Annotated in this window: 17 protein-coding genes and 1 pseudogene; 17 read left to right on the plus strand and 1 reads right to left on the minus strand. The window is 71.5% G+C overall.

The window, feature by feature from the left end:
- Positions 1 to 194: 194 nt before the first annotated feature.
- Positions 195 to 1052, minus strand: coding sequence for a methyltransferase domain-containing protein (locus ACFW5B_RS10180; protein ID WP_386436116.1), 858 nt, complete (start codon positions 1050 to 1052; stop codon positions 195 to 197).
- Positions 1053 to 1573: 521 nt separating this feature from the next.
- On the opposite strand from ACFW5B_RS10180, the gene ACFW5B_RS10185 reads away from it, so the two are divergent.
- From ACFW5B_RS10185 to ACFW5B_RS10265, 17 genes and pseudogenes are all read left to right on the plus strand, one after another.
- The gene (locus ACFW5B_RS10185; protein ID WP_386436119.1) at positions 1574 to 2164 is read left to right on the plus strand and encodes a hypothetical protein; all 591 of its coding nucleotides are present in this window, start codon (positions 1574 to 1576) and stop codon (positions 2162 to 2164) included.
- A 155-nt stretch (positions 2165 to 2319) separates the two neighbouring features.
- Positions 2320 to 2760: a 30S ribosomal protein S16 gene (rpsP, locus tag ACFW5B_RS10190; RefSeq protein WP_362604228.1), complete on the plus strand. Its 441-nt coding sequence runs from the start codon at positions 2320 to 2322 to the stop codon at positions 2758 to 2760.
- Positions 2761 to 2762: 2 nt separating this feature from the next.
- Positions 2763 to 3002 (plus strand): RNA-binding protein, encoded by a 240-nt coding sequence (locus ACFW5B_RS10195; RefSeq protein WP_003980229.1) that lies wholly within the window; start codon positions 2763 to 2765, stop codon positions 3000 to 3002.
- 168 nt (positions 3003 to 3170) lie between these two features.
- Positions 3171 to 3716: a ribosome maturation factor RimM gene (rimM, locus tag ACFW5B_RS10200; protein WP_386436124.1), complete on the plus strand. Its 546-nt coding sequence runs from the start codon at positions 3171 to 3173 to the stop codon at positions 3714 to 3716.
- Positions 3716 to 4525: a tRNA (guanosine(37)-N1)-methyltransferase TrmD gene (gene trmD / locus ACFW5B_RS10205; RefSeq protein WP_386436128.1), complete on the plus strand. Its 810-nt coding sequence runs from the start codon at positions 3716 to 3718 to the stop codon at positions 4523 to 4525. Before rimM ends, trmD begins: the two co-directional genes overlap by 1 nt.
- 132 nt (positions 4526 to 4657) lie before the next feature.
- Positions 4658 to 5005 carry a 50S ribosomal protein L19 gene (rplS, locus tag ACFW5B_RS10210; protein WP_018087148.1) on the plus strand — a complete coding sequence of 116 codons (348 nt, stop codon included), beginning with the start codon at positions 4658 to 4660 and terminating at the stop codon, positions 5003 to 5005.
- Positions 5006 to 5101: 96 nt separating this feature from the next.
- Positions 5102 to 5866 carry a signal peptidase I gene (lepB, locus tag ACFW5B_RS10215; RefSeq protein WP_386436132.1) on the plus strand — a complete coding sequence of 255 codons (765 nt, stop codon included), beginning with the start codon at positions 5102 to 5104 and terminating at the stop codon, positions 5864 to 5866.
- On the plus strand, positions 5859 to 7016 hold the full coding sequence (gene lepB, locus ACFW5B_RS10220) for a signal peptidase I (protein ID WP_386436135.1): 1158 nt from the start codon (positions 5859 to 5861) through the stop codon (positions 7014 to 7016). Before lepB (ACFW5B_RS10215) ends, lepB (ACFW5B_RS10220) begins: the two co-directional genes overlap by 8 nt.
- Positions 6958 to 7938: a signal peptidase I gene (gene lepB, locus ACFW5B_RS10225; protein ID WP_386436333.1), complete on the plus strand. Its 981-nt coding sequence runs from the start codon at positions 6958 to 6960 to the stop codon at positions 7936 to 7938. Before lepB (ACFW5B_RS10220) ends, lepB (ACFW5B_RS10225) begins: the two co-directional genes overlap by 59 nt.
- 54 nt (positions 7939 to 7992) lie before the next feature.
- Positions 7993 to 8721, plus strand: coding sequence for a signal peptidase I (gene lepB, locus ACFW5B_RS10230; protein ID WP_386436138.1), 729 nt, complete (start codon positions 7993 to 7995; stop codon positions 8719 to 8721).
- A 199-nt stretch (positions 8722 to 8920) separates the two neighbouring features.
- A complete protein-coding gene (locus ACFW5B_RS10235; protein WP_386436336.1) occupies positions 8921 to 9397 on the plus strand; it encodes an NUDIX hydrolase in 477 nt (158 codons plus the stop codon).
- 37 nt (positions 9398 to 9434) lie between these two features.
- A complete protein-coding gene (locus ACFW5B_RS10240; RefSeq protein WP_003980220.1) occupies positions 9435 to 9743 on the plus strand; it encodes a DUF2469 domain-containing protein in 309 nt (102 codons plus the stop codon).
- Positions 9744 to 10345: 602 nt separating this feature from the next.
- Positions 10346 to 10696: pseudogene (locus tag ACFW5B_RS10245) on the plus strand (YraN family protein); the annotation flags it as partial.
- Entirely contained in the window at positions 10696 to 12360 is a 1665-nt protein-coding gene (locus tag ACFW5B_RS10250) for a YifB family Mg chelatase-like AAA ATPase (protein WP_386436143.1), read from the plus strand. The pseudogene ACFW5B_RS10245 and the gene ACFW5B_RS10250, both read left to right, overlap by 1 nt.
- Positions 12357 to 13667 (plus strand): DNA-processing protein DprA, encoded by a 1311-nt coding sequence (gene dprA / locus ACFW5B_RS10255; protein WP_386436146.1) that lies wholly within the window; start codon positions 12357 to 12359, stop codon positions 13665 to 13667. The genes ACFW5B_RS10250 and dprA overlap by 4 nt, the downstream gene beginning before the upstream one ends.
- A 361-nt stretch (positions 13668 to 14028) precedes the next feature.
- Positions 14029 to 14865, plus strand: a complete 837-nt coding sequence (gene whiG / locus ACFW5B_RS10260; protein ID WP_159743171.1) for an RNA polymerase sigma factor WhiG — start codon at positions 14029 to 14031, stop codon at positions 14863 to 14865.
- A 127-nt stretch (positions 14866 to 14992) separates the two neighbouring features.
- Positions 14993 to 15532: a TetR/AcrR family transcriptional regulator gene (locus ACFW5B_RS10265; RefSeq protein ID WP_386436339.1), complete on the plus strand. Its 540-nt coding sequence runs from the start codon at positions 14993 to 14995 to the stop codon at positions 15530 to 15532.
- Positions 15533 to 15610: the final 78 nt, after the last annotated feature.

Raw genomic sequence — 15610 nt, forward strand, 5'->3', positions numbered from 1 at the left:
CTGTCCACACCCGCCCACCCCCCGAAGGGGGGTGGGCGGCGGGGAAAAAACGGCAGCGGCGAAAACGGCAGCGGCGAACGCCGTGGAATCCGCGGCGGGTAACCCCCAGCAGGAACAGCCCCAGCAGGAAAAGCCCAGCAGAAACGCCCGGCGGAACGGCCAGGCGCACCGCGGCCCGCGCGACCAGCCGCCCGCTACCCGGTCCGCGCGATCAAATACCGGAACACGTTCGGCATCCAGACTGTCCCGTCCGCCCGCTGGTACGGATGCAGCGCCTCCGCGAGTTCCTTCTCCACCTGCCGCTGCTCGGTCACCGCCAGCGCCGCGTCGAACAGCCCCGTCGACAGCAGCCCCCGCACCGCACTCGCCACATCCGCGTACCCGAACGGGCAGGCCACCCGCCCCGAACCGTCCGGCCGCAGCCCGGCCCGCTCCGCCAGGTCCTCCAGATCGTCCCGCCCGCTCGGCTGCCATCCGCCCGCGCCGTGCTCGTCCGGAACCTCGGCCAGCCGCTGCGCCACCCGCAACACCCCGGCCGTGGCGCACCGCTCCACCGGGCCCCAGCCGCCCAGCACCACCGCGCTGCCGCGCTCCGCCAGGCCGGCCGCCGCGGTGAGCGACGCCGTCAGCCCCTCGACCGTGCTCACACATCCCACCGGGTGGAACGCCGTGACGACATTGAACGCGGCGTCCCCGGGCGCCGCGGCCTCCAGACCGCCGCTGACCACCCGGGTGTGCTCCGGCATGCCGTCCGGCGTGAGCCGCTCCCGCGCCAGCTCCAGCCGGGACTCGTCCGCGTCCACCCCGCTGACCTGCGCGCCCCGCGCCGCCGCGAGCAGCAGCGCCAGCCCGGACCCGCAGCCCAGCCCCAGCAGACGGGTGCCCGGGCCGATCCCCAAACGGTCGTACGCGGCTTCGTAGAGCGGCACCAGCATCCGCTCCTGGATCTCGGCCCAGTCGCGGGTGCGCGCCCGCGACCGGGCCGGAGCGGGCGGGCCGTCGCAGCGCGTGGATCCGGAGTGCAGCTGGTGCCGCACGAGCGTCGGTGACATCGATAGCGCCCCTATTCGCCGAGAACCCGAAGCTGTTCCGTACCGATCGCCCCCGTGTTCGCGCGTGGTGCGCCCCCGCGAACCAGACAACTGCGCATTCGTCCGGGCGTCCAGGGGGTGCGCCGGGGTTGTCTCCCGCGCGCCCCCGTGTGCGCCGGGCCCGCTCCCTGGAGCGCCGTTCCAGCCTGCCCCGGCCGGCGCCGTTCCGCCACGGCACCCCCCGCCCCCCGGATGTCCGGCCGGCCTGCCCGTCGGGCCTACGGTGGGGTGCGAGTCGCTGCGGGCGGGCACAGGAACGGGCCGTACCATCGCGGCCATGATCGTTTGCCCCGTATACGACCGGCTACGCCATGCGGCGTACGCGGGGATACGTACCGGCTTGTGGGCCGCTGGGCGCCTTCTGCGCAGATCTGCGCACCCGCCCTCGGCACGACTCATGACCGGAAACTGACTGGTACGTGCAAATTATTTGGGATGCCCCGGAATCGGAACACTCGGCGACCCCGGCTCGTTGTCACGACGTGAGCACGACACCGCCTGTCCTCGCCGCCGAACTGGCACTCGCCTGGGCCGATATTCAACGGCACCACCCCGAGCTACCGGATCTGGCCGCGCCCGAGTCCCTGATCGGGGAGTCCTCGTCCGCCTGTGGCGCGGAGCTCTCCTTCGAACGGCTGCTCCATGAGGCCGTCCACGGCATCGCCGCCGCCCGCGGCGTCCGCGACACCTCCCGCGCCGGCCGCTACCACAACCGCCGATTCCTGGCGATCGCCGAGGAGTTGGGCCTGGACCATATCGACGAGCCGCACCCCAGCAGCGGCTTCTCGCTGGTCACCCTCAACCCCGAAGCAAGGAGGCGCTACCGCTCCACCATCGAGCGCCTCACCAGAGCCCTCAAGGCACACACCGCCGCCACCGCCACCGACACCACCCGCAGTTTCCGGGGCCCGGCCGCCCGGCACGGCTCCTCCGGAGGTGGTGTCCGCGTCAAGGCGGTCTGCGACTGCGGACGCAATGTCCGTGTGGTGCCGTCCGTGCTCGCCCAGGCGCCGATCGTCTGCGGAGGCTGCGGAAAGCCCTTCCGTATCCCCGAGGTGGCCGCGGTCGGCTGACCCGAGGGTGTGTGGCACAATGGCTAGCTGTACTCGACAGTCGCACAGGACCCCTCTCTCCTCCGGCTGGCGCGTCCATCGGGCATCCGAGTACCGCAACCCCACGTGGCATCTCGTTGTGCCCCACCACGTCAAGACCAGGAGACACCACTCCCGTGGCAGTCAAGATCAAGCTGAAGCGTCTGGGCAAGATCCGTTCGCCTCACTACCGCATCGTCATCGCCGACTCCCGCACCCGCCGTGACGGCCGGGCCATCGAGGAGATCGGTCTGTACCACCCGGTGCAGAACCCCTCGCGCATCGAGGTCGACTCCGAGCGTGTCCAGTACTGGCTGGGTGTCGGCGCGCAGCCGACCGAGCCCGTCATGGCCATCCTCAAGGTCACCGGCGACTGGCAGAAGTTCAAGGGCCTGCCCGCCCCGGCGCCGATGAAGGTCGCCGAGCCGAAGGCCGACAAGCGCGCCCTCTTCGAGGCCGCCGCCAAGGCTTCCGGTGACGAGCCCAAGGGTGAGGCCATCACCCAGAAGGCGAAGAAGGCTGACAAGAAGGCGGACGAGGCTGCGGCCGAGTCCACCTCCGAGTCGACCGAGGCCTGAGCATGCTCGAGGAAGCCCTCGAGCACCTCGTCAAGGGCATCGTCGACAACCCCGACGACGTGCAGGTTGCCTCGCGCACCCTGCGCCGCGGGCGCGTACTCGAGGTCCGGGTTCACCCCGATGACCTCGGCAAGGTGATCGGCCGTAACGGCCGGACCGCCCGCGCCCTGCGGACCGTCGTGGGCGCCATCGGCGGCCGTGGCATCCGTGTCGACCTCGTCGACGTGGACCAGGTCCGCTGACAAGTTGAACACCGGCTCGGGCCGGGGAGGGCTCTCGGGCCGTCCCCGGCCTGAGTTCGTTGGTGGCCGGGGAGCCCTCCTCGTCACCCCGGTCCGAGAAACCACGACGGCCCCGGCCACCTCCGCGGAAGCGGCGGCGGACCGGCCGCGACAACGGGAGAGAACAGCGTGCAGTTGGTAGTGGCGCGGATCGGCCGCGCCCACGGCATCAAGGGCGAGGTCACGGTGGAGGTGCGCACCGACGAGCCCGAACTGCGGCTCGCCCCGGGCGCCGTCCTCGCCACCGAGCCGTCCTCCGTCGGACCGCTGACCATCGCGACCGGCCGGGTGCACAGCGGCCGGCTGCTGCTGCGCTTCGAGGGCGTCGCGGACCGCACGGCCGCCGAGGCGCTGCGCAACACCCTGCTGATCGCGGAGGTCGACCCCGAGGAAGTCCCCGAGGACCCCGAGGAGTTCTACGACCACCAGCTGATCGACCTCGATGTCGTCACCCGTGACGGCACCGCGGTCGGCCGGATCTCCGAGGTGTCCCATCTGCCCTATCAGGACCTGCTGATCGTCCAGCGGCCGGACGGCGGCGAGGTCATGATCCCGTTCGTCGCCGAGATCGTCCCGGAGATCGACCTGGAGGAGCAGCGCGCGGTCATCGACCCGCCGCCCGGCCTCCTCGACGACAGCCAGGCGGAGATCGCCTCCAGCCGTGAGGACCGCTGATGCGGCTCGACGTCGTCACGATCTTCCCCGAGTACCTCGAGCCGCTGAACGTCTCCCTCGTCGGCAAGGCCCGTGCCCGCGGACAGCTCGATGTACGCATCCACGACCTGCGCTCCTGGGCCCACGACAAGCACAACACCGTCGACGACACCCCGTACGGCGGCGGCCCCGGCATGGTCATGAAGCCCGAGCCGTGGGGCGAGGCGCTCGACGAGATCCTCGCGTCCGGCGACGGGGAACCGGTGATCGTCGTCCCGACGCCCAGCGGCGCCCCGTTCACCCAGCAGCTCGCCGTCGAACTCTCCGCCAAGCCCTGGCTGGTGTTCACTCCGGCCCGCTACGAAGGCATCGACCGCCGGGTCATCGAGGAGTACGGCGACCGCGTCGACGTCCGCGAGTTCTCCATCGGCGACTACGTCCTCGCCGGAGGTGAGGCCCCGGTGCTGGTCATGGTCGAGGCGGTGGCCCGGCTGCTGCCCGGTGTCCTCGGCAATGCCGCGTCCCACCAGGACGACTCCTTCGCCCCCGGTGCGATGGCCGACCTTCTGGAAGGCCCCGTTTACACCAAGCCCCCGGAGTGGCGCGGCCGCGGTATCCCCGACGTCCTGGTCAGCGGCCACCACGGCAAGATCGCCCGCTGGCGCCGGGACGAGGCCTTTCGCCGCACGGACCGCAACCGCCCCGATCTGATCGAGCGCGCCGACCCCGCCGCGTTCGACAAACACGACCGCGCGATACTCGCCGCCCTCGGCTGGTCGCAGGGTGACGACGGCCGATTTGGGCGGACGAGCGAGGCCGTGGAAGAATAGGCCGCTGCTGTGTGCGTCCGGCGCGCGCCCCTGCCACAGGGGGAACGACGCCCGCCCGACGGAACGGCATCCGAAACATCCTTCCGACATCCCGTTGATGACCTGTGGCATCAGCGAAGAAAGCAGTAGGTCATGCACCTTCTCGACTCCGTCGACGCCGCGTCGAAGCGCAGCGACATCCCGGCCTTCCGCCCGGGTGACACCGTCAACGTCCACGTCCGCGTCATCGAGGGCAACCGCTCCCGTGTGCAGCAGTTCAAGGGCGTTGTCATCCGCCGTCAGGGCGCCGGCGTCCGCGAGACCTTCACGGTCCGCAAGGTCAGCTTCTCCGTCGGCGTCGAGCGCACCTTCCCGGTGCACACCCCGATCGTCGAGAAGATCGAGGTCGTGACCCGCGGTGACGTCCGTCGCGCCAAGCTGTACTTCCTCCGTGAGCTCCGCGGCAAGGCCGCGAAGATCAAGGAGAAGCGCGACAACTGAGCCGGGCCGCCCCGGAGCACGAATTTTTGCGCCGGGGCAACGCAAACCCCCGCTCGCGTACGGCGTCCGGATCCGGCCGGATAGGCTCAGGGCCCGATGGACACCGACGCACAGCTCACGGAGCGCGACCCCTCTCCCACCCCCGACCAGGGGCCGGAGCAGGGGTCGCGCTCTGCGCGTTTCCTCGCCCGCGCCTCCGGGCTGCGCCACCGGCCGGTCACCCTGCTCGCGCTCTGCCTGGCCTTTGTCCTGCTGCTCAGCGCGCTGGTCGCGCAGCCCTTTCTGATCCCCAGCTCCTCCATGGAGAACACCCTCCAGATCGGGGACAGAGTGCTGGTCAACAAGCTGGCGTACCGTTTCGGCAGCGAACCGGCGCGGGGCGATGTGGTGGTGTTCGACGGCACGGGGTCCTTCGTTCACAGGGAAGACGGGGAGAATCCCGTCACGGGACTGCTGCGCGGAGCCGGCGCGGCGCTGGGCCTGGCCCGGCCCGCCGAGACCGATTACGTCAAGCGCGTGATCGGCATCGGCGGTGACCATGTGACCTGCTGCGACAAACGGGGGCGGATCAAGGTGAACGGTGAGCCCGTGACCGAGGCGTATCTCCACCCGGGGGACGCGCCGTCCTCGGTGGACTTCGACATCGTGGTGCCCCAAGGCAAGCTCTGGGTCATGGGGGACCACCGCGCCAGATCCAGTGATTCCCGCGACCACCTCGGTCAGCCGGGCGGCGGCACGGTCCCGGTCGACAAGGTCATCGGCCGGGCGGACCTGATCACCTGGCCGGTGAGCCGCTGGCGCACCTTTGACGCCCCGGGAGCCTTCGACCGGATACCCGCCGCGGCAGGCCCCCATGGGTAGCCGCGGACGCCCCCGCCACGGGCGCCCGGGCACCGGCCGGCCGCAACGCGGCCGCGCGCGGGGCACCGACCGGCCGGAGCCGGGCGGCACGGAGGCGTACGGCGATGCCGGTGCGCGCGGCGATGCCGGTGCGTACGGCGATGCCGGTGCGTACGGCGATGCCGGTGCGCGCGGCGGCCACGGCGGACGGCGGTCGGGCCGGGTCGCGGCCGGCGGGCGTGCCGAGCGGCGGCGCCAGGCGAAGCGCATCAAGCGCCGCAGACAACGCTCCTACCTCAAGGAAATCCCGATCCTCGTGGGCGTGGCACTGGCCATCGCCCTCATTCTGAAGACCTTCCTCGTTCAGGCCTTCGTCATCCCGTCCGGTTCAATGGAGCAGACGATCAAGATCGGCGACCGGGTCCTGGTGGACAAGCTGACACCGTGGTTCGGCTCCAAACCGGAGCGCGGTGACGTCGTCGTCTTCAAGGACCCCGGAGGCTGGCTCAAGGGCGAGCAGACCAAACCGCCCTCCGACGGGGGCGCCTTCCAGCCGGTCAAGGACGCCATGACCTTCATCGGGCTGCTGCCGTCGGCCGATGAACAGGACCTGATCAAGCGGGTGGTGGCGGTCGGCGGTGACACCGTCAAGTGCTGCGACAAGCAGGGCCGGGTCACCGTCAACGGCACACCGCTGACCGAGCCGTATGTCCACCCGGGCAATCCGCCCTCCACCCTGAAGTTCTCGGTGGCCGTCCCCACCGGACGGATCTTCGTGATGGGCGATCACCGCTCCGACTCCGCGGATTCGCGCTTCCACCTGGACGAGCCGTACCGTGGCACGGTCTCGGAGGACAACGTCGTGGGCCGGGCCGTGGTGATCGCCTGGCCGTTCAGCCACTGGCGGCGTCTGGAGGAGCCGGACACCTTCGCAACGGTGCGCGACGCGCCGGGTGCCAAGGCGTCCTCGGCAGGTGCGCCGCATAAGGTGTCACCCGAGAGTTTGACCGTACTCCCGACCCCTGCGGAACTCCCGCTCGTTATGGGAGTGGTGGGCCTGCACCGGTTGACGGGCGGGCGAGTGCGTGGAGTGAGGAGCAGATGTGGGGGACTTGGCGGTCGGCGCGCGGTCCGGAACCGAAGAGCCCGAAGAGCCGGCCGGGCGAGGTGAGACCGCGGGACCGGCGACGAGTTCCGTGCAGCAGTCACCAGCACAGTCAGGGGCGCAGGCCCGGCGCTCGGCCCCGGCCGGCGCATCGGACTCGTCCGATACGTCCGATGCGTTGGACAGGCCGGCAGGCGAGGAGGTGAGCGGTGGCATGAAGAAGGCCAAGAAGCCGCGTGCCTTCTGGAAGGAGCTGCCGATCCTCATCGGCATCGCCCTGCTGCTGGCGCTGCTGATCAAGACGTTCCTGGTGCAGGCGTTCTCGATCCCGTCCGACTCGATGCAGGACACCCTCCAGCGCGGGGACAGGGTCCTGGTGGACAAGCTGACGCCGTGGTTCGGCTCCAAGCCGCAGCGCGGCGAGGTCGTCGTCTTCCACGACCCGGGCGGCTGGCTGAACGAGACGCCGACGCCCGAGCCCAACCCCGTCCAGAAGGTCCTCAGCTTCATCGGGCTGATGCCGTCGGCGGAGGAGAAGGACCTGATCAAGCGGGTCATCGCGGTCGGCGGCGACACGGTCGAGTGCCACGGCACCGGCCCGGTCAAGGTCAACGGCAAGGCCCTCAAGGAAGACTCGTACATCTTCCCCGGCGTCACCCCCTGCGGTGACCGCGCGTTCGGCCCGATCCACGTCCCCAAGGGCCGGATCTGGGTGATGGGTGACCACCGAGACGACTCCCTCGACTCCCGTTACCACCAAAACCTCAAGGGCAACGGCACGGTCTCGGAGGACGAGGTCGTCGGCCGGGCGTTCACCATCGCCTGGCCGATCAACCGCTGGTCGACCCTGCCGGTACCGGACACCTTCGACCAGCCCGGGATCAACAAGGCAATGGGGGCGGCTCCGGCCGCCCTGGGCCTGGCCGGTGCGGTGCCGATCGTGCTGTGGCGTCGCCGGAGGCTGACCGGAGAGCGTAACCCCGGGTAAGGTGCCCTCCCGGATCTTCGACGCGGGCCGGGTCCGCGGGGTGGGAGCGCTGGGATGAGCAGCAGTACCGAACACAGGACCGACGGCCGCGGGCGGACGACGGGCAGCGTGCTGTCCGGTCTGGCCGTGGCCGTCGGCTGTGTGCTGTTCCTGGGGGGCTTCGTTTGGGGGGCGCTGGTCTACCGCCCCTATACCGTGCCGACCGATTCGATGTCGCCGACGATCGCGGTCGGTGCCCGGGTCCTGGCGGAGCGGGTGAACGGCTCCGAAATACGCCGCGGTGACATCGTCGTCTTCAAGGACGACGTCTGGGGCAACCAGCCGATGGTCAAGCGCGTCGTCGGCGTCGGCGGCGACAAGGTCACCTGCTGCACCAAGCAGGGCCGGCTGACGGTCAACGGCACCCCCGTCGAGGAGCCGTATCTGCAGGGTGACGGACCGGCCTCCCCCGTCGGATTCAAGGCCAAGGTCCCCGCCGGACAGCTCTTCCTGCTCGGCGATCACCGCAACGACTCCCTCGACTCCCGCGTCCACCTCACCGACAGCGACCACGGCTCGGTGCCGCGCAGCGCCGTCAATGCCCGGGTCGACGCGCGCGCCTGGCCGCTCGGCAGCGTCGGTGTGATGCAGCGCCCGGAGGCCTTCTCCGCCCTGCCCGGCGGTATCTCGCAGCCCGGTCCGGTGCGGCCCATCACCCTCGCGGTGGTCGCCGGTGCGGTCCTCATCCTCGGCGGCGCGGCCCACGGCCCGCTCGCCCGGCGTGCGGAACGCAAACGTGGCTGACCGGCGGAGGCGGGGCGCCGAGGGTCCCACGGGGCGCGGGGCGGCGGACGACACCGGCCCCGACGAGGCGCATGCGGCGGCCGGGGAGTCGGCCGGTACCCCTAGGGCGGCCGACGGGCGGGACGAGAGGCGTACGGCCGACGGCGAACCAGCCGAGAGCCGGCAGTCAGCAGCCGACGACGTACCGGAGGCGACCACGGTGCGCCAGGTCTCCCGGATCGTGCTGCTCGATCCCGACGACCGGATTCTGCTGCTTCACGGCTTCGAACCGGGCCGTCCCACCGAGACCTGGTGGTTCACCCCCGGCGGCGGTCTCGAAGGCGCGGAGAGCCGTGAGGAGGCGGCCCGCCGCGAGCTCGCCGAGGAGACCGGCATCACCGATGTCGTCCTCGGTCCCGTCCTGTGGAAGCGCCGTTGCGCCTTCCCGTTCGACGGGCGGCGCTGGGAGCAGGACGAGTGGTACTACCTGGGAAGAACCGAACGGACCGCCACCCACACCGGCGGGCAGACGGACCTTGAGCGACGCAGCGTCTCGGGCCTGAGGTGGTGGACTTCGGAGGAACTGTCCGCATCCCATGAGACGGTGTACCCGACCAGACTCGCCGAGCTGCTGCGCACGCTGCTCGACGACGGGCCCCCTGATGCGCCGGTGCTCCTGGAGACCGAGCGGGTCTGACGCACAATGGGGGGACGCACGGCTGAAGGGGACTGCCATGAGCGCCGAGGACCTCGAGAAGTACGAGACCGAGATGGAGCTGAAGCTCTACCGGGAGTACCGCGACGTCGTCGGGCTGTTCAAATACGTGATCGAGACCGAGCGGCGCTTCTACCTCACCAACGACTACGAGATGCAGGTGCACTCGGTGCAGGGTGAGGTCTTTTTCGAAGTGTCGATGGCTGATGCCTGGGTCTGGGACATGTACCGCCCGGCCCGCTTCGTCAAGCAGGTGAGGGTACTCACGTTCAAGGACGTGAACATCGAGGAGCTCAACAAGAGCGATCTGGATCTTCCCGGGAGCTGAGCGGCCGGGGCCGCTGAGCGGCCGGGCCCCGGGCAGTCCGTCCGGCCCGCCACCGTGACCCGGACGGGTGGCCAAGTTATCCACAACCGGCGGATTGTCCACCAAGATCCAACAGGTGGAGCCGGGGGCGTCACAGTCGGTGCCGGAGGTGGTACCGCATGAACGCCATGCAGGCCGGCCGACAGGCCGGAGAGAACGCACCGGTCACGCAGACGCCGCAAGGAACGCGCGCCGCACGGGACCGGAACGCGGCACGGGCGATGAACTCCGCGACGGGGCCGGACGAGGCGCTCGGACCGGGCCCGGTGGGCGAACGGGAAGCGCCGCTCGGGTCGGGCTCGGCGGAGGAGTGGGACGCGCTGCTCGGGTCGCGTGCGGCAAGCGGTCCGGATGAGACGGGCATCGGCTCGGGGCGGGGTGGCGAAGGGAGGCGCGGCCCGGGTACAGGGAAGACCGCGAAGGCCTCGTCGGCCATGTGCCGCAAGGGCGGAGCGCCGCCTCCGGGACGCAAGCCCCCCGCGGCCGGGCGGACCCCCGCCGAGCCACCGGACGCCGCCCCGCGAGACACCGGTCCCGCAGCGGCCCCACCGTCCGACAAGCGGCGCCGCGCCCTCGGCCGCTACGGCGAGGACCTGGCCGCCCGGCGGCTCATCGACGCCGGGATGCGCATCCTGGACCGGAACTGGCGCTGCCGCGACGGAGAGATCGACATCGTCGCCGCCGACGGTGACGCCCTGGTGGTCTGCGAGGTCAAAACCCGCCGCGCCGGCTGGTACGAACACCCCATGGCGGCGGTGCGCCCCGAGAAGACCGCCCGACTGCGGCTACTGGCCGAACGCTGGCTGGAACGGCACGGCGGCCCGCCACCCGGCGGCGTACGGATCGATGTCATCGGCGTCCTGCTGCCGGCCCGCGGTGCCCCGGTCGTCCAGCACGCACGAGGGGTGGCCTGATGGCGTTCGCCCGCACCTGCTCGGTCGCGCTGGTGGGCGTCGAAGGAGTCGTCGTCGAGGTCCAGGCCGACCTGGAACCCGGCGTCGCCGCCTTCACCCTCGTCGGACTCCCCGACAAGAGCCTCATCGAATCCAGAGAACGGGTGCGCGCCGCCGTCGTGAATTCCGGCGCCGAATGGCCGCAGAAGAAGCTCACCGTCGGGCTCAGCCCGGCCTCCGTCCCCAAAGGCGGCAGCGGCTTCGACCTGGCCGTGGCCTGCGCGGTCCTCGGAGCCGCCGAGCGCCTGGACCCCCGCGAACTCACCGACCTGATGATGATCGGCGAACTGGGCCTCGACGGCCGCGTCCGCCCCGTACGCGGAGTGCTGCCCGCCGTCCTCGCCGCGGCCGACGCCGGATACCGCCAGGTCGTCGTACCGGAACAGACCGCTGCCGAGGCCTCGCTCGTCCCCGGCGTCTCGGTTCTCGGTGTACGCAGTCTGCGCCAGCTCGTCGCCGTCCTCGCCGACGAACCGGTACCCGACGAAGAGGACCCCAGGCAAGATGGCCGCCCCGACTCCTCGCTCGCCGGACTGATCGTGCCCGGAACCGGCGCCGGTGCGGGCCTGCCACCCGGTGACCACACCCCCGACCTCGCGGACGTCGCGGGCCAGCACGGTGCCCGCCGCGCCCTGGAAGTGGCCGCCGCCGGACGCCACCACATCTTCTTCAAGGGCCCGCCCGGCGCCGGCAAAACCATGCTCGCCGAACGCCTCCCCGGGCTGCTGCCGCCCCTGTCACCCAAAGAATCCCTGGAGGTCACCGCCGTCCACTCGGTCGCCGGCACCCTCCCGCCGGGGCAGCCACTCGTCCACCGCCCGCCCTACTGCGCCCCGCACCACTCCGCGACGACGGCTTCCCTCATCGGCGGCGGCACCGGACTGCCCCGCCCCGGCGCAGTATCCCTCGCCCATCACGGGGTGCTGTTCGTGGACGAGGCCGCGGAGTGCAGCCCACGCGTCCTGGACGCACTGCGCCAGCCACTGGAATCCGGCCAGGTCGTCGTCGCCCGTGCCGCGGGCATGATGCGCATGCCGGCCCGTATCCTCCTCGCCCTTGCGGCCAACCCCTGCCCCTGCGGACGGCACGGCACCGCCGGCGGCGGCTGCGAATGCCGGCCGTCCTCCATCCGCCGCTACCGGGCCCGGCTCTCCGGCCCCCTGATGGACCGGGTGGACCTGCGGATCGCCGTGGAGCCGGTCGCCCGCGCCGAACTGCTCGCACCGGGCCGCGGCGCGGAAACCACCGCCGCCGTTGCCGAACGCGTACGGACCGCCCGTGAACGCGCCGCCGCCCGCTTCGCCGACACGCCCTGGCACACCAACAGCGAGGTACCCGGGCACGAACTGCGCACCCGCTGGCAGGTCCACCCCGGCGCACTGGCCCAGGCGGAACGCGACCTCGAATGCGGCCTCCTCACCGCCCGCGGCCTCGACCGCGTCCTCCGCGTCGCCTGGACCGCCGCCGACCTGGCCGGCCGCGAACGCCCCACCAGGGAGGACGTCAACTGGGCCCTGGAACTCCGCACCGGCGTACGCCGCGGCGCCCTCACCGGGGCCACCAGCGGCGCGAAGCCGCAGGAGACCGCGACCGCCCGTCCGCCGCACGAGCAGATGTCGCCATGAACGGGACCGACGCATGGGGCTTCGCCACGGACGAGCCGCAGCCGGCCGGGCAGCACCGGGATCGGGCACCCGACCCGACGGCCGGACCGGACCCTGCCACGCCCATGACGACCGAGCCCGGCTCCACGACCGCCCGCCCAGGGCTGGGCGCCGGCGAAGCACCCGAACCACACCGCCTCGCCCGCGCGGCCCTCACCCGCATCCTCGAACCAGGGGATGAAACCGCCGGTCGCTGGCTGCGCGCCATGGGCCCGGAGGCCCTGTGGCACGCCCTGTCCGACGACGGTGCGACGGTGCCCGAGGGCGCGAGGCCGGCCAAGATCGCGGGTCTGCGGTTGCGCGCCGCCCGCGCACGCCCCACCGCGGACCTCGACGCAGTGGCCGCGCTCGGCGGCCGGTTCCTCTGCCCCGGGGACGACGAATGGCCCGGCCAGCTCGACGACCTCGGCGACGCCCGTCCCATCGGCTTGTGGGTGCGCGGGACGGCCAACCTCCGCCTCTGGGCGCTGCGCTCGGTCGCCGTCGTCGGAGCCCGCGCGTGCACTGAATACGGCGCTCACCTCGCCACCACCCTCGGTGCCGCACTCGCCGACCGCGGCTGGACCGTCGTCTCCGGAGCGGCCTACGGGGTGGACGGCGCGGCCCACCGCGGCGCGCTCGCCGCCGACGGCGCGACGATCGCCGTCATGGCCTCCGGAGTCGATCACCCCTACCCGCGCGGCCACACCGAGCTGATCGGCCGGGTCGCCGAACAGGGCCTGGTGGTGGCCGAGTTAGCTCCCGGTGACCACCCCACTCGCAGCCGCTTCATCCAGCGCAACCGCGTGATTGCCGCGCTCACCAGAGGCACCGTCGTCGTGGAGGCCGAACTCCGCAGCGGCTCACTCGTCACCGCCCGGCGCGCACAGACGCTCGGACGCTTCACGATGGGCACCCCGGGCCCGGTCACCAGCGCCCTGTCCGCCGGTGTGCACCAACTCCTGCGCGGCGAGGCCGTGGTGGTCACCGATGCCGACGAGGTCATCGAGCTCGTCGGCAGCATCGGCGACCTCGCCCCGGAACGACGAGCGCAGACCCGCATCCGCGACCTCCTCGACCCCGTCGCGGCCCTCGTACTGGAAGCGCTGCCCGCCCGCGGCCGCGTGGACACCGGCCATCTGGCCCAGGAAGCCGGCACGCCCCGCGACGTCACCCGCGCCAAACTCTTCGAGCTGCTGTCCCTCGGATTCGTGCAAAGGTGCGGTGACCGCTGGGAGTTGGCGCGACGCGCCGAGACGGCCGGTGGTTCCCGGCGAGGCGGTACTTGACCTGGGGCGAACGGGTGAAAGGGTGAGGGGAATGACCGCAGAATCCAGGTTTGCCGTGCTTCGTGGCACGTGCCCGACCCGTGGGGAGATGGCGATGTGGCGCAGGGGACAGACGAGGCCTCGTCCGTCATGTCACCGCCTCCGCCCGCACGGTCCGCCGGGCGCCCGCACCCGGCACCATGTCCGGATGTCGCCACGCCGTACGAGGTAACCCAGGGGTGCGGGCAGCGGAACGTATCTGCGCACCCCCGAACCTGCCATCCTTGCTCACCGCAACGCTGTGGTCACGCTACGCTCACAAGCAATTCAACCCTCATCCACCCATCCACCCGCGTCTCGGCAGAACGGCTCAAGGCGACGAATGCCCCAGCACACCTCCGGGTCTGACCGTGCGGCGGTACCCCCCGCCGCACGCGGCAGCGTGCGCCCCGCTCCGCCCACCTCGCTCGACGAGTTGTGGCGCGCCTACAAGGCGTCCGGCGACGGCCGGCTGCGGGAGCAGTTGATCCTGCACTACTCACCGCTGGTCAAGTACGTCGCCGGCCGCGTCAGCGTCGGTTTGCCACCCAACGTCGAACAGGCCGACTTCGTCTCCTCCGGGGTCTTCGGACTGATCGACGCCATCGAGAAGTTCGAGCCCGAACGCTCCATCAAGTTCGAGACGTACGCCATCACCCGCATCCGCGGCGCGATGATCGACGAGCTGCGTGCGCTCGACTGGATCCCGCGCTCCGTACGGCAGAAGGCCCGCGCCGTCGAACGCGCCTACGCCACCCTCGAAGCGCAACTGCGCCGCACCCCCTCCGAAGCGGAGGTCGCCGAGGAGATGGGCATCGCACTGGAGGAACTCCACGGGGTCTTCAGCCAGCTGTCCCTGGCGAACGTCGTGGCGCTGGAGGAGCTGCTGCACGTCGGCGGAGAGGGGGGCGAACGGCTGAGCCTGATGGACACTCTCGAGGACACGGCCGCCGAGAACCCCGTCGAGATCGCCGAGGACCGCGAGCTGCGGCGGCTGCTCGCGCGTGCCATCAACACCCTCCCCGAACGTGAGAAGACCGTGGTCACGCTCTACTACTACGAAGGCCTCACGCTCGCCGAGATCGGCAATGTCCTCGGTGTCACGGAGAGCCGGGTCAGCCAGATCCACACCAAATCCGTTCTCCAACTCAGGGCGAAGCTCGCCGACGTCGGACGCTGAGTCACCCACCGCGGACGCCAGGGCTTACCGTGCTCTCTCGCCGGGTGGAGTGCCGCGGCGGGCGCGTCATCCGTAGAGTGGTGACGTGCCAAGGATTCGAGCGGCCTCCGTGGCCGAGCACCGGACGATGCAGCGCGGCGCCCTCCTGGACGCCGCCCGCACCCTGCTGTCCGAAGGCGGAACGGAAGCGCTGACCTTCCCCGCCCTCGCCGAGCGCACGGGCCTCGCGCGCTCCTCCGTGTACGAGTACTTCCGCTCGCGCGCCGCCGTCGTCGAGGAGCTGTGCGCCGTCGACTTCCCCGTGTGGGCTGCCGAGGTCGAAGCGGCGATGCAGCGGGTCGACACGCCCGAGGCGAAGGTCGAGGCGTACGTCCGCCGGCAGCTCGCGCTGGTCGGCGACCGGCGCCACCGCGCTGTCGTGGCCATCTCGGCCGGCGAGCTGGACGCGGGTGCACGCGAGAAGATCCGCGCGGCGCACGGCGGACTCATCGCCATGATCGTCGAGGCGCTCGCCACCCTCGGCCACGAACAGCCTCGGCTCGCGGCCATGCTCCTCCAGGGAGTCGTCGACGCCGCGGTCCGCCGTATCGAGTTGGGTGCCGCGGAGGACCCGGGCGAGATCACGGAGGCGGCGGTGGCGATGGTGCTGCGCGGCGTTCGCGGGTGACACGGGGGGCTTCCCTCTCTCCCCCCGGGCCCCCGGCCCACCCACCCACCTCCACCACCTCCACGCTCGTTGGCCCCG

It is taken from the genome of Streptomyces sp. NPDC058773 (assembly GCF_042746015.1).
Taxonomy (GTDB): Bacteria; Actinomycetota; Actinomycetes; order Streptomycetales; family Streptomycetaceae; genus Streptomyces.